This is a genomic window from Stenotrophomonas maltophilia group sp. Smal12 (assembly GCF_037079935.1).
Taxonomy (GTDB): domain Bacteria; phylum Pseudomonadota; class Gammaproteobacteria; order Xanthomonadales; family Xanthomonadaceae; genus Stenotrophomonas; species Stenotrophomonas sepilia.
This window is the reverse complement of sequence record NZ_JBAWUK010000036.1, coordinates 1-23,906: the sequence shown is the minus strand read 5'-3', so window position 1 is coordinate 23,906 and position 23,906 is coordinate 1. Positions and strand designations below refer to the sequence as shown.

The window sequence follows — 23,906 nt, the reverse complement described above, 5'->3', positions numbered from 1 at the left end:
TCGCTAGACAGGAGCAATTACCCCCATGGACATCTGGAACTGGGTCGAAAAGCTGCAGGGTGACCTGCGCCAGGCCGGCCAGGCGCAGAACGCGCACCTGCTGAACCGCCTCGCCGACGAGGTCAGTGAACTGCAGATCGACCGCGTCGATGCGCTGCTGCCCGAAGCACGCGCCCTGGGCAAGGCACTGGACAACCCGTGGGTTGACGTCTATGTCGGCCACTGGGCGCTGCGCAACCGCGTCGGCAACCGCGTGGAAGGCGAGAGCGCACTCGGCGAAGCCGTAGCGCTGTTCGAGCGCGCGCACCGCGAGGACACCCTGGAATGCCCGCAGTCGATCTGCGTGACCCAGGACCTGGCCGCTTGCTACGGCAACATCGACGGCCCGGGCTGGGTGCCCGAGCGCATCGAGGTCTGCGACGAAACCCTTGGCCGCATCGATCCGAGCTGGGCCTGTTTCCAGTGCCTGAGCTGCGAGAAGGCCGATGCGCTGCTCGATGATGGCCGTGGCCAGGCGGCGCTGGATTACCTGCAGGTGCAGGCCGATGCCGTGGAAGCCTGTGGCAAGGAAGTGTTCGACAGCTTCCCGGAGATGCAGATCAAGATCCTGCTGGGCATGGGCCGTGCCGATGAGGCACTGGCGCTGATCGAAAAACGGGAAGCCGAAGTTGCTGCGTCCGGAGAGTACGAGCCGGCCAACTGCACGGTGCCGCGTCGCTTGTCCAAGGCCTGGGCGCTGGCCCAGCTTGGCCGCGACGAAGAGGCGCTGCAGCAGCTGGTGCCGTGGAGCGAGCTGACCCCGAACTACTGGCGGCTGTGGGCAAACACCGCCGCAGCACTGTGCCAGCGTGATCCCGCGCGCAATACGTGGGATCTGGGCACGCGCTTCAACACCATCATCGAGCACTTCGCACGGGTCGGTTCGCACCGCCTGCTGATCGAAGTCGCGGCGTTGAGCCTGGAACTCGCCCTGCAGCGTGGCGCGCGCTGGGTCGCACTGCGGCAGCTCGAACTGGCCCGCACCCATCTGGCGCAGCTGCGCCAGGATCGGGGTGCCGCGGCGCTGGTGGCCGGCCTGGCCGCGCGCATCGAGGCATTGCCGGACGTCGCGCCGCTGCCGGTGCCGGCGGGCGAGCTGCTGGCATGGCTGGACGCGCAGGGCGAACAGAACCAGTCGCGCGATCCCGAGCGCGAAGCGCAGTGGTTGCTGCAGGCGCATGCCGAGCTGCCCGATGACGAGGCGCTGGCCGACATGGCCGCCTCGGCACTGAATGCCTGCGGCGCGCAGGCCGAGGCGCGGTCGCTGCTGTGGCGGTTCGTACGCGGCCATGTGCAGCACGATGGCCCCGCGGCCTACACGCTGATGCGCTGGCTGGCCGAACAGGGCGACGACGACGGACTGCGCCAGCTGGCCGATCTGTATCGCGGCAGCGTGCCGGTGTTCGCGCACTGGTGCGAGGTGCAGCGTGCACGCCGCGTGTCCGACTGGCCGGCGCTGGAGCAGGCGGCCCGATCGCTTCTGGAGCTGTCTCCGGGCTCGCACGGCGCGCGCGGCACGCTGGCGCGCATGTACATGGAAACCGGCCGTTTCAGCGAGGCCCAGGCCTGTTATGCACAGCTGGTGGAGCTGCTGGACGAGCCCAATGCCGCGCATTGGGACCACATGAGCGCAGCCAGCGCCGCGCGCGACTGGGACGCCGTGCGCCGCTCGGCGGCGGCGCTTGGCATGGAATTGTCCAGCCAGGACGGCGTGGTAGAGGAGCCGTGGGGCTGGGTGATCATCCGCAGTGAAGAAAACGGCGAGCCGATGGAGTACTACGCCCGTCGCAGCGGTCCGGTGACCGCGCGCATCGTCGAGAACGCGCCGTCCAACCGCGCCCAGCAGGTGGGCGACTGGGTGGTGTTCGATGCCGCGCTGGTGCATCCGGCACCAGAGGAGGAGGAAGCACGCGAGCATTTCATCCCGACCTATGCGCAGGTGCATGTGCTGGAGCGCGGCGGCTTCGCCCGCAGCTGGATGATCGATGGCGCGCACCCGGGCGAAGATGCCTGGAATGCCTTCGTCGAGGCGGCCGAAGCACAGGGCTGGAAGGTGTGGTCACACAGCCGGCCGGACTACACCGTCACCGACCCCGATGTGGAAGAGGGTACGCTGCCCGGCCTGCTGTTCACCGTGGCCCAGCCGCAGGACCACGCACCGCTGGCACTGCACCGCTTCCTGCAGCAGCACACCGCGACGTGGCCGCATCCGCATTGCTGGCTGCGCCTGGCTGAAGCCTGTGACCAGGATCGCCAGCCGCATCTGGACGTGATCGAGCGTTACGGGTTGTAGGCCGGATATCGGGTAGTGCCGGCCGGTGGCCGGCAGCACCGGGAGATCCTGTATTGCCGGCCAGCGGGCGGCACTACCTCAGGGAAAAATACATGCGAAAGACAGGGATGTTGATGATCGCCGGGCTGCTGCTGGCCCCTGCCGTGCAGGCGTCACCCGCCTGCCAGGAACCAGAGGCGGTGGCCCGCGCCTTCTACGCGGCAACGACGGGCGATGGTGATCTGCTGGAGCCACTCCCGGCGCTGGTCAGCCCTGCCTTCGGCAAGGCACTGCGTGGAGAGCGCGCCTGCCAGCAGCGCGAAGAGGGCATCTGCACCATCGATTCGGATCCGTGGCTGGATGCGCAGGACGGTGACATCGAAACCCCGGTGCGCTACAGCTGGAAGGAGGCTTCGGCCTCCGCCGGCCAGGTCGAGATGCGCTATTCGGTGTGGAAGAAGGCCTACCTGACCCGCCTGCCGATGGTGCGCCACGGGCAGGGGTGCTGGCAGGTTGATGACATCGTCACCAACAGTGGTCGTTCGGTGCGGAAGATCCTGGCCCAGCCTTGACGGTAGCGCCGGTGGGTGCCGACCGTTGGTCGGCACACCGCCTATCGCGAATGCCCGAACACCAGTTCGATCACGAACTGGCTGCCGAAGAAGGCCAGCAGCAGCAACAGCATCGCCGCCAGCGTCCAGTGCACCGCCTTCATGCCGCGCCAGCCGTAGCGCCGGCGGCCGATCAGCAGCACGCCGAACACGATCCACGACAGCACGCTCAGCACGGTCTTGTGCACCAGCTTCTGCGCCAGCAGGTCGTCGACGAACAGCACCCCGGTGACCAGGGTCAGGGTCAGCAGCGCGAAGCCGACGGTGATCACCCGGAACAGCAGTGATTCCAGGTCGGCCAGCGGCGGCAGCGCCCGCAGCCAAGGGCGGAACTCGCGGCGGCGCAGCGCGCGTTCCTGCAGCCACAGCATGATCGCCAGCAGCGCGGCGATGCTCAGCGTGGCGTAGGCCAGCAGGGCCAGCCAGGCGTGGCTGGCCAGGCGCCAGCCCAGTACCTTGCTCGGTTCGTGGCCGTAACCGTGGTAGGCCAGCAGCAGCACGGCGGCCAGCGGGAACACCACCACGCCCAGCGCCGACATCCGCCCGCGCGCGCCGACCAGCGACGTCAGCCAGGCCATGCCCAGGCCGACCAGCGACAGTGCGGCGAAGAAGTGCATGTCCGGCCCGCCGTTGGTGCGCATCGCCACCATCACGTGGTAGCCGCCGTGCAGCAGCATGGCGGGCAGGGCCGGCCACAGCCAGATGGGGGAGCCGGTCGTCTCATCGCGGCCAAGCGCGCGCACCAGCAGGGCACTGGCAGCCAGGTAGAGCAGGACGGCGATGAGAACGATTGTCATCGTTGCAGTTTCGCATACCCCCGTGATGCTGGCGACGGCCCCGTGGCCGCAGTCCGGGGAGACAGCCGGACCCGTTATACTGTCTGCCTTATTGTCCCCCGCTTTCAGACAGGTTGCGCCGCATGTTCGAGTCCCTGACCCAGCGCCTTTCCGGCACCATCGAGCGCCTGCGTGGCCGTGGCCGCCTGACCGAGGAGAACATCCGCGAGGCGACCCGCGAAGTGCGCATCGCGCTGCTCGAGGCCGACGTTGCGCTGCCGGTGGTGCAGGCCCTGATCGAGCGCATCAAGGTGCGCGCGGTCGGCCAGGAAGTGCTGAAGTCGCTGACCCCGGGCCAGGCGCTGATCAAGGTCGTGCGCGACGAGCTGACTGCGGTGATGGGCGCCGAAGCCAGCGACCTGAACCTCAATGTGCCCGCTCCGGCCATCATCCTGATGGCGGGCCTGCAGGGCGCCGGCAAGACCACCACCGTGGGCAAGCTGGCCAAGCACCTGAAGGAAAAGCGCAAGAAGAAGGTGATGGTGGTCTCGGCCGACGTCTACCGTCCGGCCGCGATCGAACAGCTGAAGACCCTGGCCGAGCAGGTCGGCGTGCTGTTCTTCCCGTCCAGTGCCGACCAGAAGCCGGAAGCCATCGTCCGCGCCGCCATCGACGATGCACGCAAGTCGTTCGTCGACGTGCTGCTGGTCGATACCGCCGGCCGCCTGGCCATCGACGAAGCGATGATGGCCGAGATCAAGGCCCTGCACGCTGCGGTGAATCCGGCCGAAACGCTGTTCGTGGTCGACGCCATGACCGGCCAGGACGCGGCCAATACCGCCAAGGCCTTCGGCGATGCCCTGCCGCTGACCGGCGTGGTGCTGACCAAGACCGACGGTGACGCCCGCGGCGGCGCCGCGCTGAGCGTGCGCTACATCACCGGCAAGCCGATCAAGTTCGTCGGCGTCAGTGAAAAGCCGGAAGGCCTGGACGTGTTCCACCCGGACCGTATCGCCAGCCGCATCCTCGACATGGGCGACGTGCTGTCGCTGGTCGAGCAGGTCGAGCAGCAGGTCGACAAGGACAAGGCCGCCAAGCTGGCCGAGAAGGTCGCCAAGGGCAAGAAATTCGACCTGAACGACATGCGTGACCAGCTGGAGCAGATGCAGAACATGGGCGGCATCGGCGGCCTGATGGACAAGCTGCCGGGCCTGGGCAACATCCCCGACCATCTGAAGCAGCAGGTCAGCCAGGGCAAGGAAGTGCCGCGCATGATCGCCATCATCAGCTCGATGACCAAGAAGGAACGGCGCAATCCGAACCTGCTCAACGGCTCGCGCCGCGCGCGCATCGCCAAGGGCTCGGGCGTGACGCCGGCCGACGTCAACAAGCTGATGAAGCAGTACATGCAGATGGAAAAGATGATGAGCAAGATGGCCGGCGGTGGCATGAAGGGCATGTTGCGCAGCATGAAGGGCATGATGGGCGCCATGGGCGGCCGCGGCATGCCGTTCCGTTGATGACGGCCCCGTCCGCAATCTGATGTAGCGCCCGGGCCCACGCTCGGGCGGCGGCGCACAAGCGCCGCAGCAGGCCGTCGGGCAGCAGGCTCGACTCTTCCCCTGTCCTGCGCGCACCATGGGGGCCTGTCCGAAACGATGGGCCGTCATGCAGAGTTCCGCTGTAGCTTCCCGCGCCGAGGCGTTCTGCCGGCGCTTTGGCGTTTCCGTTCCGATCCTGCTGGCACCGATGGCCGGTGCCTGCCCGGTACCGTTGTCGGCTGCGCTGGCCAACGCCGGTAGCATGGGCGCAATGGGCGCGGTGTTGTCCTCTTCGGCCGATATCGGTCGCTGGATGGATGACTTCCGCGCAGCCTCCAGCGGTCCGGCGCAGGTGAACCTGTGGATGCCGGACCCTGTACCTGCCCGTGACGTTGCCGCCGAGGCCGCCAGCCGCGCCTTCCTCGCGCAATGGGGCCCGGAGGTGCCGGCCAGCGCCGCCGACGCCACGCCGGCCGACTTCGAAGAACAGTTCGCCGCACTGCTGGCGGCGCGTCCTGCGGTGGCCTCGACCATCATGGGCGTGCTGCTGCCGCGCCACGTGCAGCAGTTGAAGGACGCCGGCATCGCCTGGATCGCCTGTGCCACCACCTTGTCCGAAGCGCGCGCGGCACAGGACGCCGGCGCCGACGCGGTGGTGGCGCAGGGCGCGGAGGCCGGCGGCCATCGTGGTTCCTTTGATCCGGCGATGGCCGAGCGCCAGCTGGTGGGACTGTTTGCGCTGCTGCCGCGCCTGGCCGATCAGCTGCAGATTCCGGTGATTGCCGCCGGCGGCATCGCCGATGGCCGTGGCATCGCTGCCGCACTCACCTTGGGTGCCAGTGCGGTGCAGATCGGCACCGCCTTCCTGCGCACGCCGGAAGCGGCGATCGCTTCGGCGTGGGCCGATGGGCTGGCCGCCAGCGAACCGGAAGATACCTGGCCGACCCGCGCCTTCAGTGGTCGCCTGGGCCGTGGCCTGGCGACGCCCTATGTGCGCGCCGCTGCCGCAGAAGGCGCCCCCGCGCCGCGTCCATACCCGGTGCAGCGCGGCCTGACCGCCCCGATGCGCAGGCAGGCGGCGCAGGACAATCGTCTCGCAGCGATGCAGGCCTGGGCCGGGCAGTCGGCGTGGATGGCACCGGCGCAGCCGGCCGCCGACGTGCTGCGCGGCATGTGGGAACAGGCGCAGGCACTGCTGCCATGATGGTGAGCTGCAACGGCCGGGCGGCGCAGGTGAAGGATCTCCTGCCGGCGCTGGTGAATTACGGCCACTTCACCTCGCTGCAGGTGCGTGGTGGTGCAGTGCAGGGGCTGGACCTGCATCTGGCGCGGCTGTCACACGCTACGCGCGAACTGTTCGGCAGCGAACTGGACACGGTGCAGGTACAGGCATGGATGGCGCAGGCATTGCAGCAGTCAGGGCAGGTCGATGCCTCGCTGCGGGTGACGGTGTACTCGCGCCGCTTCGATTTCCGCAATCCGCTGGCGGCGGTGCCGGTGGACGTGCTGGTGGCGGTGTCAGCGCCGGTGACGCTGACCGTCGCCAAGCGCGTGCGCAGCGTGGCCTGGCAGCGTGAACTGCCGCAGATCAAGCACGTCGGCACGTTTGGTTTGTTCGCCGAACGCCGCGCGGCGCTGGCGGCCGGATTCGACGATGCGCTGTTTGTCACCGCCGATGGCGACGTGAGTGAAGGCAGCACCTGGAACCTGGCCGTGCACGATGGTGAGCGGCTGCTCTGGCCACAGGCGCCGGCCCTGCGCGGGACTGCCGAGGCACTGCTGAAGCAGCATTGGCCGGGACCTCAGGTCACTCAGCCGCTGCCGCTGGCCGATCTGGCCGGCGTGAAGGCGGCTTTTGCCTGCAACGCCAGCGGCCTGTGGGCGCTGGAGGCCATTGACGGGCATGTCCTGCCCGGCTCGCAGGCGCTGGCTGAACAGGGCAGGGTGGTGCTGGCGGCGGTGGCCTGGCAGGGATTGGGGTCAGCCCGCTTTTGCGGCACAAAAGCGATCTGACCCCCCGGGGTTGGCCCGGCCGCGATCTGCCGCTATAATCGCCCGCTTACCTCGCCATCCTGGCGACTGGGCAATAGGAAAAACACCATGGTCAAGATCCGACTGACCCGCGGCGGCGCCAAGAAGCGTCCGTTCTACCACATCATCGTCACCGACGTGCGCAGCGCGCGCGACGGCCGCAACATCGAGCGCGTTGGCTTCTACAACCCGGTCGCCCAGGGCGCCGAGAAGCGCATCGAGCTGGACCTGGCCCGCGTTGACCATTGGGTCAAGAACGGCGCCCAGCCGACCGACAAGGTCCGCAACCTGATCAAGGAAGCGACCAAGTCCCAGGCCGCTGCGGCCTGATCCTGACGGGCCACGCTTCGGCGTGGCCCTCTTGGTTGACGCAGATGAAAGATATCGAGCGCCGCATCCTGCTGGGCAGGGTTGTCGGCGCTTTTGGTGTGCGCGGCGAAATCAAGCTCGAGTCCTGGACCGAGCCTCGTTCCGCCATTTTCCGTTACCAGCCGTGGATCGTGCGCAGCCCGTCCGGCGTGGAAACCACGGTTGAGGGTGTACGCGGCCGCGACAGCGGCAAGCACCTGGTGGCCCGTTTTCCCGGGGTCGAGGATCGCGATGTGGTCGAAGCGATGCGCGGCACCGAGATCTACGTGGCCCGCAGTGCCCTGCCGCCGCCGAAGCCCGATGAGTATTACTGGGTGGACCTGGAAGGCCTGGATGTGAAGACCACCGAGGGCGTTGCCCTGGGCCAGGTCTCGCATCTGTTCAGCACCGGCGCCAATGACGTGGTGGTGGTCCGGGGTGATCGCGAGCGGATGATTCCGTTCGTGCAGCCGGACTTCGTCAAATCCGTCGATTTCGAGGCCAACCTGATCGTGGTCGACTGGGACCCCGAGTTCTGAGTGTGAGCATGCGTTTCGACGTCATCACCCTGTTTCCCGAGTTCCTCGCCCAGTCCGCTGGACTGGGCGTGGTCGGGCGCGCGCAGGAGAAGGGACTGTTCAGCCTGCATGGCTGGAACCCCCGTGATTACGCCGAAGGCAACTACCGCCGGGTGGACGACCGTCCGTTCGGTGGTGGCCCGGGCATGGTGATGCTGATCGAGCCGCTGCAGGCCTGCCTGCAGGCGATCCGAGAGGCCGATCCCACCCCGGCGCGGGTGATCTACCTCAGCCCGCAGGGCGCGCCGTTGACCCAGGCCAAGGTGCGGGAACTGGCGGCGCTGCCGCGCATGGTCCTGCTCTGTGGCCGCTACGAGGGCATCGACGAGCGTTTCCTGGAGGCCAATGTCGACGAGGAAATCTCCCTCGGCGACTACGTGCTGTCCGGGGGCGAGCTGGGCGCGGCGGTGATCATCGACGCCGTGGCCCGCCTGCAGGACGGTGCCCTGAACGATGCGGAGTCGGCGGCGCAGGACAGCTTCGAGGGCGACCTCGGTCTGCTCGACTGCCCGCATTACAGCCAGCCGGCCCAGCACCCGCTGGGGGACGTGCCGGAGGTTCTGCGCTCGGGCAACCACGCTGCCATCGCCGCCTGGCGCCGCCAGCAGTCGCTGCTCCGGACCGCCCAGCGGCGCCCGGACCTGCTGGATGAACAGGCACTGGGCAAGGCCGACCGCAAACTGCTGGAGCAGGGCCGCCAGGCCCGGAACCAGAAGGCCAGCCCCTAGCGCAGGGCTGGCTTTATCGGCTATCATGGCCAATTCCCGCCAGCCCCGGTTGGCGCGCGCAGTACCCAAAACAAACGTGCAGCACAGTCCGGTGACTGCATGAGCCCACGTTGTCGATATGACACGCCCACCCGAACAAGAATCGGTGTAACCCATGAGCAAGCTGAACAAGTCCATCGTCGCGGAATTCGAATCCGCCCAGATCACCCGTGAACTGCCGAAGTTCAGCCAGGGCGACACCGTTGTCGTCAACGTGAAGGTGAAGGAAGGCAGCCGCGAGCGCGTGCAGGCCTACGAAGGCGTCGTCATCGCCACCAAGAATGCCGGCCTGAACTCCTCGTTCACCGTCCGCAAGATCTCGCACGGCTACGGCGTCGAGCGCGTTTTCCAGACCCACAGCGCCATCATCGACTCGGTCGAAGTGAAGCGTCGTGGTAAGGTCCGCGCCGGCAAGCTGTACTACCTGCGTGGCCTGGAAGGCAAGGCTGCCCGCATCAAGGAAGACCTGGCTGCCGCTGCTGCCGCCAAGGCTGCCCGTCTGGCCGACAAGGCCTGATAAACAACTTCGGTTGTTGCCGCGACGGCCACCTTCGGGTGGCCGTTTGCGTTTCCGGCATCGCATCGGCCACGATCAGGTGATGAGCGACATCAACCCGCGCTATCCTGCCGTGATCCAGTCGGCGCTGCGCTTCCTGGACGGCCAGGGGCTGGCGCGCGTGCAGTCGGCACCGCTGCTGCATCGCCTGCTGTGGCGCCTGGGCATTGCACTGCCGCCGCCGATCCTGGCCGGATTTGCTACCACCGCGTTGGTGCAGGGCCTGCTGTTCGGGCTGTTCTGGACCGCGCTGATGTGGCTGATGCTGTGGCAGGGCAGCGAGCGCCCGCTGGCGCTGTTGCTGGTGGCCGGCCTGTCGGCTGGCGTGCTGTTCGGCATGGTGATGGCGGCGCTGATGCGCTCGCTGCGCCGCCACCGCAAGCTGCCGGACTGGCGACGGTTCCGCGCACGGCAGGCAGACTGAGCCGATGGCGCACTGCGCCGTGACCACACGGCGGGCCCGCGCTAGGCTGCAGCTTCATCCCGATGCCCGTGCCGTGCGATGCCTGCCAAGCGAACCGCACCTTCCACTGCGCCCACGCTGCTGTCCGGTGGCAACCCGCAGATCGCCAAGGGCGAGGGCGATGCGCCGGTGCAGGCATACATCGCCGCCATGCCGGACTGGAAACGTGCGATCGGCGCGCGACTGGATGCATTGATCGAGCAGGCCGTACCTGGCGTGCACAAGGCGGTGAAGTGGAACTCGCCGATGTATGCGGTTGCGCCGGGCGAAGGGTGGTTTCTCAGCTTCCATTGCTTCACCCGCTACATCAAGGTGGCGTTCTTCCGCGGCGCGGCACTGGCGCCAGTGCCGCCCGAGCCGTCCAGGAGCGCCAATACGCGTTACCTGCACATCTTCGAAGATGCCCCGTTGGATGAAACGCAGTTCCGCGACTGGGTGCGCCAGGCCGCCGCGTTGCCCGGCGAGCGCATGTAACCCCGACGTTCCGATTCCCTTCCCGACGAGAGCCGCTGATGGTCACGCATGCACCGAACCCTGCCGATGCCGGAACACCGGCCGCTGAACTGATCGACGCGCGCATCGCCGAACTGGGTGACTGGCGCGGCGAAACGCTGGCACGCGTGCGCGCCTTGATCCATGAAGCCCTGCCCGACGTGCAGGAGACCTGGAAGTGGCGCGGCACGCCGGTGTGGGAGCAGGACGGCATCCTGTGCACCGGCGAAACCTACAGGCAGGCGGTGAAACTGACCTTCGCCCACGGCGCGGCGCTGCCGGACCCGAAGGGCCTGTTCAATGCCAGCCTGGACGGCAACACCCGGCGCGCGATCGATATCCATCAAGGCGCGATGCCGGATGCCGCTACGTTCAAGGCGCTGCTGCGCGCGGCGGCGACGTTCAACGCGGCGAAGAAGAAGCGCTGACCGTCTTCTGTAGAGCCGAGCCCATGCTCGGCTGACAGGCCTGTGCGGACCAACGGTCCGCACCCACCTCAACGTGGCGGCGCTGGCTCCAGTGCCGCATCCGGGTCGGCCACCGGCGAGGGTGGGCAGGCGGGAATCTCCGAGGGCGTGGCCAGCGCATCGGCATGGGAGGGCTTGCCCATCATCTTCGCCTTGCGCCAGCCACCCCAGCGGTAATACGCCAGCGACAGCAGCATCGACACCAGCGAGCTGACCGGGAAGCTCCACCAGATCGCATCGGCGCCCCAGTAAGGCTGCAGCAGTTCGGCGAACGGCACGCGCACGCCCCACAGCGAGCCAGCCAGGATCAGCAGCGGTGGAATCACCGCGCCGGTGGAGCGCACCACGCCGGAGATCACGAAGCTGACGCCGAAGAACAGGAACGAGCCGATCACTACGTGGTTGAGGTGGCGCGCGATCTCCAGCGCCTGGCTGGCCGGTGGCAGGAACAGCGCCAGCAGCTGGCGATCGAACAGCACCAGCGGCAGGATCAACGCGCCGGTCAGCAGGAAGTTGAACAGCACGCCTTGGCGCGCGGTGCCGCGCACGCGGTCCCAGCGCTGCGCCCCCACGTTCTGTGCGGCCATCGAAGAGCACGCTGCACCGATCGCCATCGCTGGCATCTGCAGGTAGTTCCACAGTTGCAGGGCAGCGCCGTAGCCCGCGCCGGTGTCGGTCCCGTACTGGTTGACCATGGTCATCAGCAGGATCACCGACAGCGAGATCAGCACCATCTGCAGGCCCATCGGCACGCCCTTGACCACCAGCGCCTTGAGGATGGTCATGTCGAGCTTGAACAGGCGCATGTCGGCGCGGCCCAGCCACAGGGTGTGGCGCTTGTGCCGCATGTACAGCAGCAGGCCGGCCAGCGACAGCGTCTGCGCGACCAGCGTGGCCCACGCCGAGCCGGCGATGCCCAGCGCAGGGAACGGCCCCATGCCGAAGATCAGTACCGGGTTCAGCACGATGTCCAGCGCCACCGACACCATCAGGAAACGGAATGGCGTGCGCGAATCACCGGCACCGCGCAGCGCGGCGGTGAGGAAGGCGAACGCGTACAGCGTCGGCATCGCCAGGAAGATGATCTGCAGGTAGGCCTCGGCCAATGGCAGCGAAGCGGCCGGCGTGCCCATCGCCGCCAGCAGCGGATGGGCCATGAACCAGCCGGCGAGGGCGATGATCACCGACAGGCCGATGAAGAAGGTGGCGCTGGTGCCGACCACGCGCCGCGCCTGCGCGATGTCGCGCGCGCCGATCGCCTGGCCGATCAGGATGGTGGAGGCCATGCCAAAACCGAACACCGAGCCGATCAGGAAGAACATGATGTTGTTGGCGTTCGCGGTGGCGGTCAGTGCCGCCTCGCCGAGGAAGCGCCCGACCCAGACCGCGTTCACCGAACCGTTCAGCGACTGCGCGATGTTGCCCGCCAGGATCGGCAGGGAGAACAACAGGAGATTGCGCCCGATCGGGCCGGAGGTCAGGTCAAGCGGTGCCTTGGCCATGGAGTGGTGATCGAATCCCGGGAGGCGCACACTAGCACCAAGCCGGTTTGCGGGATGTGGCAATGCATCAACGACTGCAGGTGGAGCGGAGGTTGGCGCTGGCCTTGATCAGCGCTGTATTGGCCGCATGTTCGATGGACGACCGGCTGGGTGATACCCAGATCCGGCCAACCGACCGTCCCGAGTGCCTGGTCGGCAGCCAGCGCCAGGACCTGGCCTCCGGGGTGCGGCCATTGATCGGCGGCACCGGCTGCCGCGCCGACCCGGACAACCCGCGTCCCCTCAACAAGCCACTGGAGTAGCCTGCCCCCATGCCCGAGCTTTCCCCGCTGTCACCCAGTGTCCGCCTGGACATCTGGTTGTGGGCGGCCCGTTTCTTCAAGACCCGCAGCCTGGCCAAGCAGGCGATCGAGACCGGCAAGGTCAGCGTTGCCGGGCAGCGTCCGAAATCCTCACGCGCGGTGCGTGTGGGCGAGCAGCTTCAGGTCGACCGTGGTGAAGAGCATTTCGAGGTCCAGGTGCTCGGCCTGAGCGATCAGCGCGGGCCCGCAGCGACGGCGCAGCAGCTGTATGCCGAGAGCGAGGCCTCCAAGGTGCGTCGTGCCGAACAGCGTGCGCTGCGCATCGCCGCGCGTGACGGGTTCCAGCCGCCGGAGCACAAGCCGGACAAGCGCGCACGCCGGTTGATCCGCGCGCTGGGGGACATCGACGCGCTGTGACGCAGCCCCGGCGTTCGCCGGCGACATCACCTTCCGGGATACGCCGCAGCGCGGTGGCAACGGCTTCAACGAGAGCTCGCCGGACCGTGCCTGCGTCCAAGCGCTGCGGGACGCCAGCCGAAATGGCGTACTGCTGCGGAGAGCATGCGAACCGACGCTTCGCACCCGGTGGAGCGCGCCGGTAGCGCCGGGCCATGCCCGGCGACTACCCCGATCGCCTCAACCGTGCAGGTCGTAGCGGTCCAGTTCCATCACCCGCGTCCAGGCGGCGATGAAATCCTGTACGAACTTCTTCTCGCCATCGGCGCTGGCATAGACCTCGGCCAATGCGCGCAGCACCGCGTTTGAGCCGAACACCAGGTCGGTGCGGGTACCGGTCCAGCGCACAGCGCCGTCGGTGCGGCCACGGCCTTCGTAGCTTTCGCGGCCGGTGGCCTTCCACTGCGTACCCATGTCCAGCAGGTTGACGAAGAAGTCGTTGCTGAGCGTGCCTGGGCGCGTGGTGAACACGCCGTGCTTGCCACCATCGGCATTGGCACCCAGCACGCGCAGGCCGCCGACCAGCACGGTCATCTCCGGCGCGGTCAGCGTAAGCAGCTGCGCCTTGTCGATCAGCAGCGCCTCCCCGGGCACGCTGTAGGCGCCCTTCAGGTAATTGCGGAAGCCATCGGCGACCGGCTCGAGCACCGCGAACGATTCGACGTCGGTCTGTTCCTGGCTGGCGTCGGTGCGGCCCGGGGTGAACGGCACGCTGACCTCATGGCCACCGGCCTTGGCCGCCTGTTCGACACCTACGCCACCGGCCAGCACGATCAGGTCGGCCAGTGACACGTGCTTGCCGCCGGCATTGAAGCTGGCCTGCACCTTTTCCAGCGCGGCCAGCACCTTGGCCAGCTGCTGCGGCTGGTTCACCTCCCAGTCCTTCTGCGGCGCCAGGCGGATGCGCGCACCGTTGGCGCCGCCGCGCTTGTCCGAACCACGGAAGGTCGAAGCCGACGCCCATGCGGTGGACACCAGCTCGGCGACGCTCAGGCCCGCTGCGGCGATCTGCTGCTTCAGCGCGGCGATGTCCTTGGCGTCGATCAGCGGGTGCTGTGCTTCCGGCAGCGGGTCCTGCCAGATGAACTGTTCGGCCGGAATTTCCGGGCCGAGGTAACGTGCGCGCGGGCCCATGTCGCGGTGGGTCAGCTTGAACCAGGCGCGGGCGAAGGCATCGGCGAAGGCCTGGGGCTCGGCGAGGAACCGGCGCGAGATCTTTTCGTAGGCCGGATCCATGCGCAGCGACAGGTCGGTGGTGAGCATGGTGGGGCGGTGCTTCTTCGACGGGTCGTGCGCGTCGGGAATCACCGCTTCGGCGTTCTTGGCCACCCACTGGTGGGCACCGGCCGGGCTCTTGCTCAGCTCCCATTCGTTGCCGAACAGGATTTCGAAGAAATCGTGGCTCCACTGCGCCGGGGTGCGCGTCCAGGTCACTTCCAGGCCGCTGGTGATGGCGTCGCCGCCCTTGCCGCTGCGGAAGCTGCTGGCCCAGCCCAGGCCCTGGTTTTCCAGCCCGGCGGCTTCCGGTTCCTTGCCGACGTTGTCGGCCGGGCCGGCACCGTGGGTTTTGCCGAAGCTGTGGCCGCCGGCGATAAGCGCGACGGTTTCCTCGTCGTCCATGGCCATGCGGCCGAACGTATCGCGGATGTCATGCGCGGCCAGCACCGGATCCGGGTTGCCATCCGGCCCCTCCGGATTGACGTAGATCAGGCCCATCTGCACTGCGGCCAGCGGGTTTTCCAGCGTGCGCGAGTGCACGTCGCCGTCGGCATCGTCATCGGATACGAGCACGCCATGGTTCTCTTCAACGCCTTCCGAGCCATGCTTGTAGCGCACGTCACCGCCCAGCCAGGTGGTCTCGCGGCCCCAGTACACATCCTGGTCCGGCTCCCAGGTATCGGGGCGGCCGCCGGCAAAGCCCAGGGTCTTGAACCCCATCGATTCCAGCGCGACGTTACCGGTGAGGATGAGCAGGTCGGCCCAGGAAATGGCCTGGCCGTACTTCTGCTTGATCGGCCACAGCAGGCGCCGGGCCTTGTCCAGGCTGACATTGTCCGGCCAGCTGTTGAGCGGTGCGAAGCGCTGCTGGCCACGACCGCCGCCGCCGCGGCCGTCGCCGATGCGATAGGTGCCGGCACTGTGCCAGGCCATGCGGATGAACAGGCCACCGTAGTGCCCGAAGTCGGCCGGCCACCAGTCCTGCGAATCGGTCATCAGCGCCTTCAGGTCCGCCTTCAGCGCGGCGTAGTCCAGCCCCTTGAAGGCCTTGGCGTAATCGAAGCCGGCATCGAGCGGATTGGAGCGCGCCGAATGCTGGTTGAGCAGGTCCACGCGCAACTGGTTCGGCCACCAGTCGCGGTTGGTCGTCGCGTCGCCGACGACGGCATGGTTGAACGGGCACTTCGCTTCGCTTTTCATGGGTCTCTACCTGTGGACTGGCGAAAGGTGGAATCGGGGGAGGCCTGACCACGATAGGTGGCGCCTACCAATGGGTAAATTCGATTGATTCAACCGATGCGATAGTGGCGAACTATGGAGCCGTCTGACTAGGACGGTCGTGTCCGATCAACGCTTCAGCAGACCCGCGCCCAGCTTCATCAAGTCACTGGCTCCGAACTGGCCGTCGCCGTCCTGGTCCAGGACGCCGCCGAGCAGGTTGCCGATGCCGCCGGACTGCTGCGTTTCCTGGCCCAATGCCTGGCTCAGCTGGCGTGCGTTGCCACCCTGGGCGAAGCGCTGGGCCAGGAAGGACATGACGATGGGGGCGAGGATTGCCAGCAGCTTGCCCGAAGTGCTGCTGTCGAGACCGGTCTTCTGCCCGAGCAGTTGTGCCGCCTGCGGTTGCTGGCCACCGAACACGTGGCCGAGGATGCCGGCGCCATCGGTGGCGCCGCTGCCGCCCCCGCCCATCACCGCGCCCAGGATCCCGCCCAGGTCGAAACCGCCGCCACCGCTGTGGTCGCGCTGCAACGCGTTGAGCAGCGACTGCGCGCCCTGAGGCTCACTGGCGTTCTGCCCCATCGCGCCGAGCAGCAGGGGCAGGGCGCTGCCGACGGCCTGGGCGGTCTGGCTGCTGTCCAGGCCGAGTTGCTGGGACACCTGCTGCAGGCCCTGGCCCTGCTGCAGCTGCTGGAAGAGGGATGCAGCGAGCGATTCGGTGTTCATGGCAGTCTCTGTTCTGTGAAGGAAGGACGGCCCGAGCATAACGCTGCGTGCACTACGGGAATGCGAAGGCAGCCGAGCATGGGCCCGGCTCTACAGACAGAGCGCCACGGGGGCGTTGTGGAGCCGAGCATGGGCTCGGCTCTACAGGCAGGGCGTGAGTTGTAGAGCCCTGCCCGCGCTCGGCCCAGGCCTGCCAGCGGGCGCGGTTACAGCAGCGTCTTCAACCGGTACAGCGCCTCAAGCGCCTGCTTCGGCGTCAACTCGTCCGGGTCGATCGCCGCCAGCGCTTCCTGCGCCTTGCTGGACGGCGCGCTGAACAGGCCGAACTGCTGCGGTGCATCCAGTGCCTGCGGTGCCAGTTCGGCCGCGTGGCTTTCACCGCCGCGCTGTTCCAGCTCGGCCAGGCGGCGACGCGCCTGCGCCACAGTAGCCCGCGGCAGGCCGGCCAGTGCCGCCACCTGCAGGCCGAAGCTGCGGTTGGCCGGGCCATCCTTCACCGCGTGCATGAACACCAGCCCCTCACCGTGCTCGACGGCGTCCAGGTGCACGTTGGCGATGCCGCTGCGGCCGCCCTCGTGTTGTTCGTCGGCCAGCGCGGTCAGCTCGAAGTAGTGGGTCGCGAACAGCGTATAGCAGCGGTTCTGGTAGGCCAGGTGACGTGCGACCGCATCGGCCAGCGCCAGGCCGTCGTAGGTAGAGGTGCCGCGGCCGATCTCGTCCATCAGCACCAGCGAATGGGCGGTGGCGTGATGCAGGATGTAGCTGGTCTCGGCCATCTCGACCATGAAGGTCGACTGCCCGCGGGCGAGGTCGTCACCGGCGCCGATGCGGGTCAGGATGCGGTCGATCGGGCCGATCACAGCGCGGCTGGCCGGCACGAAACTGCCGATATGGGCCAGCAGCACGATCAGCGCGTTCTGCCGCATGTAGGTCGATTTACCGCCCATGTTCGGGCCGGTGATGACCAGCATGCGACGATCGGGGTGCAGGTCCAGGTCGTTCGGTTCGAACGGCTGCTCACGCACCGCTTCGACCACCGGGTGGCGGCCACGTTCGATCTTCAGGCACGGTGCCGTTTCCAGTTCCGGGCGTGACCAGTCCAGTGCCTGCGCGCGCTCGGCGAAGGCGGCCAGCACGTCCAGTTCGCTCAGCGCAGCGGCGCACTGCTTCAACGGTTCCAGCTGTTCGCCGAGGGTGTCCAGCAGCTGCTCGTACAGGTACTTCTCGCGCGACAACGAACGGTCGCGCGCGGACAGCACCTTGTCTTCGAACGCCTTCAGTTCCTCGGTGATGTAGCGCTCGGCATTGGTCAGCGTCTGGCGGCGGGTGTAGTGCACCGGCGCACGGTCGGACTGGCCCTTGCTGATCTCGATGTAGTAGCCGTGCACGCGGTTGTAGCCCACCTTCAGGGTGGGAATGCCGCTGCTTTCGCGTTCGCGCTGTTCCAGATCCACCAGGAACTGGTCGGCATGGGTGGACAGGCGGCGCAGCTCGTCCAGCTCTTCATCGAAGCCGTCGGCCAGCACGCCGCCGTCGCTCAGCTTCAGTGGCGGCATTTCGGCAATGGCGCTGGCCAGCAGCTGCGCGCACGCGTCATGCTCGCCAAGCGCGGCGTGCAGGGCCTGCAGGCGCGGCGAATCCAGCGGCGCCAGCACCTCGCGCACGGCGGGCAGCAAGCCCAGGCCATCGCGCAGGGTGGAGAAATCGCGCGGGCGCGCCGAGCGCAGCGCGACGCGGGTGAGGATGCGTTCCAGGTCGCCCAGGCGGCGGAACTGTTCGCGGATATCGGCGTCGCTGCCGCGGTCGATCAGGGTTTCCACCGCATGGTGACGCTGTACCAGAACCTCGCGCAGGCGCAGTGGGCGGTGCAGCCAGCGCCGCAGCAGGCGGCCGCCCATCGGCGTCACCGTGCTGTCGAGCACGCCCAGCAGGGTATTACGGGTATCGCCGTCGACGCGCGTGTCCAGTTCCAGGTGGCGACGGGTGGCGGCGTTCATCGCGATCGCCTCGCCAGCGGTTTCCATCGCGATCGAGGTCAGGTGCGGCAGGCGCTGCTTCTGGGTCTCCTCGACATAGCCGAGCAGGGCACCTGCGGCAGCGGTCGCGCGCGGCTTGTCATCGATGCCGAAGCCGCTCAGGTCATGCAGCTTGAAGAAGTTCAGCAGCTGGCGGCGGCCGCTGTCGGCGTCGAACAACCAGGGGGCGCGACGGCGCACGCCGGTGCGCTGGCGCAGGAATTCCGGCCAGTTTTCTTCGTCGGGCACCAGCAGCTCGGCCGGCTCCAGTCGGGCCAGTTCGGCTTCCAGGGCGTCGTCGGTTTCCACTTCGTTGACCAGGAAGCGGCCACCGGCCAGGTCGGCCCAGGCCAGGCCGTAGCCCTGCTTCGTGCGCGACAGCGCCATCAGCAGGGTGTCACGGCGCTCGTCCAGCAGCGCTTCGTCGGTGACGGTTCCGGGGGTGACGATGCGCACCACCTTGCGTTCGACCAGGCCCTTGGCCAGCGCCGGGTCACCGATCTGCTCGCAGATCGCCACTGACTCGCCCAGCGCCACCAGCCTTGCCAGGTAGCCCTCGTAGGCATGCACCGGCACGCCGGCCATCGGAATCGGTGCGCCGCCGGAGCTGCCACGCTGGGTCAGGGTGATGTCGAGCAGGCGCGCGGCCTTGCGCGCATCGTCGTAGAACAGCTCGTAGAAGTCGCCCATGCGGAAGAACAGCAGCAGGTCCGGGTACTCGGACTTGGCTGCGAAGAACTGCTTCATCGCAGGCGTGTGTTCCTTCGAGCCCTTGCTGGCGCTGTTGTTTTCTTTAATATCAATCACTTGAGTTGAAGGGCTTTGAGTGGAGTGACGGTGATTCGAGGCGAATGAAGGCGAGTGACGGTGTTTTCTGTAGTGACGATGTAGCGACGGGCGCGGGATGGGGTGGGGTGGGGTGTAGCAACGCCGTGTAGCAATGACCGCGGGCGTGCGTTACAGTAGCAACACCGGCACCCGGAGGGGCATGCGATGAAGAGTCCAGCGTCAAGCAGTAGGGCGGGTTCGCTCAAGTTTAGTTTGACCTACGCCCAGGTGCTGGCGCTGTCGGTCCACAAAGGCCCGGCCTTGGATGCGCAAGGAAAGGTTCGGCTGGTCCCGCGCCCGGACGGGAAGGCTTACGTGGTGCTGGACGGCGGGCCGGGGGCTCCCACGGGGTTTGGCTTCCGGGTCGGCTCCACGATGACCACCTACGTTGGCCAGAAACGAGGGCCCACGGGCACGCCGATCCGCTTCACCTTGGGCAACGTGAGCGACATGGGGCTGGACGAGGCCAGGGAGGCGTGCAGGGAGCACCTGGCGCTGTTGAAGGAAACGGGGAAGAACCCCGTCCACGTCAAGCGCCAGCAGTTGCTGGAAACGCTGGAAAGGGAATCGGAAAAAGAGTTCGGGGATCTGACCCTGCGCGAGGCATTGGAGCGTTACATCGCCCACTTGGACGCCCGCGCAAAGAACAAGAAGATCAAGCCGGCCAGCGTGGACGCGGTGAGGGACAGTTTGGCCCGCCTTTCACGCCCCACGGTTGGGTTGGCGGACAAAACCTTGAACGAGCTCCATTTGGAGGTCATCCAGCAGGCCTTTGATGCTTGCCGGATCAGTTCCATGCAGCTGTCCAATCGCATTCCGCGGGACATGAGCAGAAAGCTGGCGGAGGTGGCGGATTGGGCCAAGCTCACCGTTTCCCAGCTGGAAGCGTTGGGCATCACCGGCAAATACATCCAGCGGGTGCGAGCTGCAGGGTTGAGTTCAACGGAACACACGTTTTCGGACGCCAGGCGAGCGGTGGATTTCCTCATCGACGAGGAAAGAGCCCGCGATCATCGGTTTGGCCGTCCCCAGCGCCAGTTCTACAACCCGCTGGTGGTGATCCATACCCGCGACATGCTCCGGGAAGCGCACGAGCTGCGAAACCATTACAGCCGGGCAGAGGTTCGCAATCCCCTGGACGACAAAACGCTGCCCAAAGTCCTCAAAGCCATTGCAGCACGGCGGGACGAACAAGGCGGGCGCAATGCGGCCGGGGCGGACTACCTGCTGCTGACCTTGCTTTGGGGAACACGGCGCAGCGAGGCTGCTCCGTTGCGCTGGTATGACCGCTGCACGCCCGGAGAGTTGTCGCAGGAAATGGTGTCCTGGGTCTGGCTGGCGGGGCCAGAGGACATCAACCCGACCACCAAGCGGGCGGGCAGCCAGGTCTACCTTTTCGAGACCAAGAACAAGGAGCAGCGGTTCTTGCCCGTCACCTACTTCGCCGAGCGCGTCCTGCAGCGGCGCTTCAACGAGCGCGCAGACGATACAGGGGCCAAGCAGGGATTGGAGGCCGCCAAGGCCGCGCTGAGCGCCGCGAGCAAACGGGGTGGGCAACGGGGACTGATCGACGCCTTGGAGGCGGCGGTGGCCGACGCTGAGCACGCGTTGGATCGAACCCGGTTCGTCTTTCCGGCAAGGTCCGGGCGCAGCAAAACGGGTCATTACTCCGACAGCAAATCCATCATCGCCAACGTGCGTCGCGACGCTGGGCTGATCGATTTGCGCGAGGAGGTGGACATCGGCCTGACCCCCCACGATTTGCGTCGCACTCTGGGGCGCTATGCCGAACGGATTCACGGCACCAAGGCCCGGGTCGTGTCGCAGATGCTTCACCACCGGATCAAGGACAAGGATTCCGCGGCCACCGACGCGATCTACACCGAGCAGGAGTGGTCGGTCCTGCGTCAAGCGTTTGCCGTGGTGGAAGAGCACATGATGGCGAGCAGTCCCCGGGTCTGGAACCGCTGGAAGGGCACGGACAAGCCGCGGCTGGATGAGGTCAACGACCCGCCAGTGACGATTTTTGCAGCACGCAACCAGAAGGTGGCGCTCGATGACGAGGATTGAGCCCGTTCGCACAGAAGAGGCGTTCCAAGCCAAAGCGGAAGCCTCTTGGAACGCAGAGTTGGCCCGGGCGAAGAGCGCTGGAGGCGGGTTGGTGTCCGCCAAGGCCGCCGCGTGGTTCTTGGGCATCCATGCCGACACGCTGGGCGAGTGGAGGCGACGCACCCCGCCCACCGGGCCCCGCTTTCAGAAGGCCACCGGCAGCGCCGTCAATGGCCCCAACCAGCGTGTGAAATACGACTACGACGAACTGGTGGCTTGGAAGGATGGGCGTCAGGGCAGGTCAGCGAAAGAGCGTCGGCTGAGCGCTGAGCTGGAGCGCTTGAGCCAACAGCAGCGAGAGCTGGAGCTGGAGCGGCAGATCCACGAGGCCAAGGTGGCATTGGAAAAGCTGCGCAAGAACGCCGGGCGCTTTGCTGCGTTGATCACGTCCCATGAAGGTTGGGCCATTCCCCACCCATGGGCGGTGGTGGGAGGGCTGATTGCCGGGCACGTGCTCACCGTGGACGAGGACACCCTGGATCGCGCCCTGGCCGAGGGCGAACTCTGGGAGGCCCCCCTGGCCGAGGCCCTGCTGGAGCCTTGGACCAGCGTCGCGGCGCGCGAGCCATTCGATGACGCAATGGAGGCGGCACAATCCGCGTTCCAGGCGGCGTGGAGGGCGGTCCGGAACCAAGCCCGTGCGCAAGGCTTGGACGACGGCCTGCCGCCCGCGGCGGACCCAATCACTCGCACACCGTTCCGGTTCTGACCGGCTACCATCGTCATTCCACCCATGCGGCAAACCCATGTCCCTTGATTCCAAGCAGGAAGCGGAAACACAGCTGTTAAAACGCTACAGAAAAACCTGGGGCCAAAAGCACCCGGCGTTCCTGGCCGGCGAGGGCGTCTCCTGGAAGCGTCTGAAGAACGACATTGACCAAGAGGCGAAAGCGGCCAAGGCGAAAACGAAGGTGGAGTTGAGCCCGCCGTGGACATCGGCGCAGGCCGCTGGACTTCTGGGAATCAACCAAAAGGTTTTCCGGGTTCTCGCAACGATGGACAGCGAAACAGGTCCGTTGCTTGCAGACGATGGCAAGCATGCGGCCATTGGCCTGCCCCGACTTCTGGAATGGGCAGAAGGGGTGAGGGGCGCCCCCAAGGTTCGCCGCTGGCGTGAGTCTCGGCGCGATGAGGACTTGCTTGGGGCAACCGTCAAAAGGCCAGCGGCGACGTTCCAAGTGGTCAAAAAAACCCAGATCCGCCTGGGGCTGGTGGACGGCAAGGTGTCAACGCTGGACCTTTCCCACCTCAGTGAAGAGGAGAGGGTTGCACTTGCAGCGCTGCTGCGTGGCGCGCGTGGGGCGCTCCAGCAGGACGAGCGGGGCGTGGTGATGTTCATGCAAAAGGAAGCCACGCTGCCCGAAGCGTTCACGCTGCCCTGGGCGGACGAGGCGCTGAAAAAGGATTGCGCGGGACGCTACAAGGAGCTGCTGGAAAGCGCCCAGGGCGAGCTGGCCCAGCTCCTAACCCGGGTGGAGCAAGACATCCGAAAAGCCCGTGAGGCGGTTGCTCAAGAGGAAAGCCCAACCGCCCAAGCCGTCCAGGCGGCAATGCTGGACATGTGGAGGGGAGAGGAGCGCGACGTGCAGATGCTTCAGTCCGAGGTTCGCGAGGCGTTGTTCGATTTGACCCTGCCGGCTGCCACAGGTCAGGCTCGCAAGCCGTGCCCGTTCTGACCGGAGGCTGGAGCATTTCTCGCCGGCTACCCGCCGGCTCGGTCTTGGAAGAAAAGGCAGGGAGGCCGCGGCTTCCGCCGCAGCCTTGTTCACCCGCTCAAGCCCCAGGTCGCCCTTGGGGCTTTTTTGTGTCCGCACGGGAAAGGGGCAAGCGCCCCTTTTGGGCCCGATTCCCATGTCCTGATCGATAGGCTGGCGCCACACCAATCGACACAGACACCGCCATGCAGCCGCTCATCCTCTCGCTCGACCCCTCGCTCTCGACCCACTTCTCCACCCTGACACCGCAGGTCCTCATCGACGCCCTGGCCGACGCCTTGCCTCAGGCCCTGACCCAGCTCGCCGCTGACACCAGCACGTCGGTCATCGTGCCCAACCGCGACATGCGCGGCCACCACCCCGCCCGGGTGCTCACCCTGCAGCTGGCAACGCTGGACAGCTTCCTGGACGTGGCCGACGCCGCCAACGGCTAAGCCAGCAGCGCAGCGGTAACCCGGGCCTAGGCCCAACCCCCTCAACCCTTTTCGCGAAACGCGGCCGACCAGCCGTGCTGGCGGAGCTTTGCCCAAAAACCCCTCAACCCTGGAGATTTCCCATGAACGCTGCTGCTCACCCCTTCGACCCCAGCGCGCTGTCCCTGCCGAAGCAGCGCAAGAACACCTCGGCCCCTCGCGCCACCAAGCTCGCGTCCGCCATGGTCGGTTACGACCGCCTGCCCGCAGCACAAAGCACGGACACCTGGCTCACCCCGCCGGAGCTCATTTGGGGCAGCCCGAAGGAAGGCTACACTGTTGGCGCGCACTTAAAACTGACCCAGGCTGCGCGTTGAACTTTGACCCACCCGGTGTACGGGGCTGAGGGTATCAGTTGGTGGTCTGGGTGGTGGCCTCCTTTGCCCTGATTCTGGCTTTG

24 protein-coding genes are annotated in these 23,906 nt (G+C 67.0%); 19 read left to right on the top strand and 5 right to left on the bottom strand.

From position 1 onward, the window contains the following. The first annotated feature begins 25 nt into the window (after positions 1-25). Together WDC87_RS15405 and WDC87_RS15400 are read left to right on the top strand one after the other, a co-directional pair. The gene (locus WDC87_RS15405; protein ID WP_065178089.1) at positions 26-2,332 is read left to right on the top strand and encodes a tetratricopeptide repeat protein; all 2,307 of its coding nucleotides are present in this window, start codon (positions 26-28) and stop codon (positions 2,330-2,332) included. A 92-nt stretch (positions 2,333-2,424) separates the two neighbouring features. Continuing rightward, positions 2,425-2,883: a YbjP/YqhG family protein gene (locus tag WDC87_RS15400; protein ID WP_252745491.1), complete on the top strand. Its 459-nt coding sequence runs from the start codon at positions 2,425-2,427 to the stop codon at positions 2,881-2,883. Positions 2,884-2,924: 41 nt separating this feature from the next. Here WDC87_RS15400 and ccsA read toward each other — a convergent pair whose 3' ends face one another. Continuing rightward, positions 2,925-3,719 (bottom strand): cytochrome c biogenesis protein CcsA, encoded by a 795-nt coding sequence (gene ccsA, locus WDC87_RS15395; protein ID WP_005415730.1) that lies wholly within the window; start codon positions 3,717-3,719, stop codon positions 2,925-2,927. A gap of 122 nt (positions 3,720-3,841) precedes the next feature. Between ccsA and ffh the strand changes: the two genes are divergently transcribed. The 10 genes from ffh to WDC87_RS15345 all read left to right on the top strand — a co-directional run bounded on the left by ffh (position 3,842) and on the right by WDC87_RS15345 (position 10,902). Then, the gene (ffh, locus tag WDC87_RS15390; protein ID WP_005408591.1) at positions 3,842-5,218 is read left to right on the top strand and encodes a signal recognition particle protein; all 1,377 of its coding nucleotides are present in this window, start codon (positions 3,842-3,844) and stop codon (positions 5,216-5,218) included. 148 nt (positions 5,219-5,366) lie between these two features. Continuing rightward, a complete protein-coding gene (locus tag WDC87_RS15385) occupies positions 5,367-6,443 on the top strand; it encodes a nitronate monooxygenase (RefSeq protein WP_072166886.1) in 1,077 nt (358 codons plus the stop codon). After that, positions 6,440-7,252 (top strand): aminotransferase class IV family protein, encoded by an 813-nt coding sequence (locus WDC87_RS15380; RefSeq protein WP_252745490.1) that lies wholly within the window; start codon positions 6,440-6,442, stop codon positions 7,250-7,252. Before WDC87_RS15385 ends, WDC87_RS15380 begins: the two co-directional genes overlap by 4 nt. Before the next feature lie 87 nt (positions 7,253-7,339). Next, complete coding sequence (gene rpsP / locus WDC87_RS15375) at positions 7,340-7,600, top strand: 30S ribosomal protein S16 (RefSeq protein WP_005415733.1); 261 nt, start codon at positions 7,340-7,342, stop codon at positions 7,598-7,600. Positions 7,601-7,644: 44 nt separating this feature from the next. Then, positions 7,645-8,157: a ribosome maturation factor RimM gene (gene rimM, locus WDC87_RS15370; RefSeq protein WP_005415734.1), complete on the top strand. Its 513-nt coding sequence runs from the start codon at positions 7,645-7,647 to the stop codon at positions 8,155-8,157. 8 nt (positions 8,158-8,165) lie between these two features. Beyond that, positions 8,166-8,924 (top strand): tRNA (guanosine(37)-N1)-methyltransferase TrmD, encoded by a 759-nt coding sequence (gene trmD / locus WDC87_RS15365; protein WP_005415735.1) that lies wholly within the window; start codon positions 8,166-8,168, stop codon positions 8,922-8,924. 154 nt (positions 8,925-9,078) lie between these two features. Next, positions 9,079-9,480 carry a 50S ribosomal protein L19 gene (gene rplS / locus WDC87_RS15360; protein ID WP_005415736.1) on the top strand — a complete coding sequence of 134 codons (402 nt, stop codon included), beginning with the start codon at positions 9,079-9,081 and terminating at the stop codon, positions 9,478-9,480. A gap of 82 nt (positions 9,481-9,562) precedes the next feature. After that, the gene (locus tag WDC87_RS15355) at positions 9,563-9,943 is read left to right on the top strand and encodes a DUF6404 family protein (protein ID WP_188241171.1); all 381 of its coding nucleotides are present in this window, start codon (positions 9,563-9,565) and stop codon (positions 9,941-9,943) included. A gap of 78 nt (positions 9,944-10,021) precedes the next feature. Continuing rightward, positions 10,022-10,456 (top strand): DUF1801 domain-containing protein, encoded by a 435-nt coding sequence (locus WDC87_RS15350; protein ID WP_242890018.1) that lies wholly within the window; start codon positions 10,022-10,024, stop codon positions 10,454-10,456. 38 nt (positions 10,457-10,494) lie between these two features. After that, positions 10,495-10,902 carry a DUF1801 domain-containing protein gene (locus tag WDC87_RS15345; RefSeq protein WP_072166882.1) on the top strand — a complete coding sequence of 136 codons (408 nt, stop codon included), beginning with the start codon at positions 10,495-10,497 and terminating at the stop codon, positions 10,900-10,902. Positions 10,903-10,970: 68 nt separating this feature from the next. Here the strand turns inward: WDC87_RS15345 and WDC87_RS15340 are convergent, their stop codons facing one another. Further along, positions 10,971-12,443, bottom strand: a complete 1,473-nt coding sequence (locus tag WDC87_RS15340) for an MATE family efflux transporter (protein WP_252745489.1) — start codon at positions 12,441-12,443, stop codon at positions 10,971-10,973. A 62-nt stretch (positions 12,444-12,505) separates the two neighbouring features. On the opposite strand from WDC87_RS15340, the gene WDC87_RS15335 reads away from it, so the two are divergent. Both WDC87_RS15335 and WDC87_RS15330 read left to right on the top strand, forming a co-directional pair. Beyond that, a complete protein-coding gene (locus WDC87_RS15335; protein WP_061479154.1) occupies positions 12,506-12,745 on the top strand; it encodes a hypothetical protein in 240 nt (79 codons plus the stop codon). Positions 12,746-12,754: 9 nt separating this feature from the next. Next, entirely contained in the window at positions 12,755-13,162 is a 408-nt protein-coding gene (locus tag WDC87_RS15330) for an RNA-binding S4 domain-containing protein (protein ID WP_252745488.1), read from the top strand. Positions 13,163-13,381: 219 nt separating this feature from the next. Here WDC87_RS15330 and katG read toward each other — a convergent pair whose 3' ends face one another. From katG to mutS, 3 genes are all read right to left on the bottom strand, one after another. Next, the gene (katG, locus tag WDC87_RS15325) at positions 13,382-15,619 is read right to left on the bottom strand and encodes a catalase/peroxidase HPI (RefSeq protein ID WP_072166880.1); all 2,238 of its coding nucleotides are present in this window, start codon (positions 15,617-15,619) and stop codon (positions 13,382-13,384) included. A gap of 147 nt (positions 15,620-15,766) precedes the next feature. After that, a complete protein-coding gene (locus tag WDC87_RS15320) occupies positions 15,767-16,366 on the bottom strand; it encodes a DUF937 domain-containing protein (protein ID WP_252745487.1) in 600 nt (199 codons plus the stop codon). Between the two features lie 206 nt (positions 16,367-16,572). Continuing rightward, a complete protein-coding gene (gene mutS / locus WDC87_RS15315) occupies positions 16,573-19,128 on the bottom strand; it encodes a DNA mismatch repair protein MutS (protein WP_252745486.1) in 2,556 nt (851 codons plus the stop codon). A 294-nt stretch (positions 19,129-19,422) separates the two neighbouring features. Between mutS and WDC87_RS15310 the strand changes: the two genes are divergently transcribed. The 5 genes from WDC87_RS15310 (at position 19,423) to WDC87_RS15290 (ending at position 23,823) form a co-directional block, all read left to right on the top strand. Next, complete coding sequence (locus tag WDC87_RS15310) at positions 19,423-21,279, top strand: integrase arm-type DNA-binding domain-containing protein (RefSeq protein ID WP_224119354.1); 1,857 nt, start codon at positions 19,423-19,425, stop codon at positions 21,277-21,279. A 91-nt stretch (positions 21,280-21,370) separates the two neighbouring features. Beyond that, positions 21,371-22,027 (top strand): nucleotide-binding protein, encoded by a 657-nt coding sequence (locus WDC87_RS15305; RefSeq protein ID WP_235319588.1) that lies wholly within the window; start codon positions 21,371-21,373, stop codon positions 22,025-22,027. A gap of 37 nt (positions 22,028-22,064) precedes the next feature. Next, complete coding sequence (locus tag WDC87_RS15300) at positions 22,065-22,994, top strand: hypothetical protein (RefSeq protein ID WP_046429566.1); 930 nt, start codon at positions 22,065-22,067, stop codon at positions 22,992-22,994. A gap of 224 nt (positions 22,995-23,218) precedes the next feature. Continuing rightward, positions 23,219-23,467 carry a hypothetical protein gene (locus tag WDC87_RS15295; protein ID WP_046429568.1) on the top strand — a complete coding sequence of 83 codons (249 nt, stop codon included), beginning with the start codon at positions 23,219-23,221 and terminating at the stop codon, positions 23,465-23,467. Between the two features lie 122 nt (positions 23,468-23,589). Next, complete coding sequence (locus WDC87_RS15290) at positions 23,590-23,823, top strand: hypothetical protein (RefSeq protein ID WP_301655373.1); 234 nt, start codon at positions 23,590-23,592, stop codon at positions 23,821-23,823. The last annotated feature ends 83 nt before the right edge of the window (positions 23,824-23,906 follow it).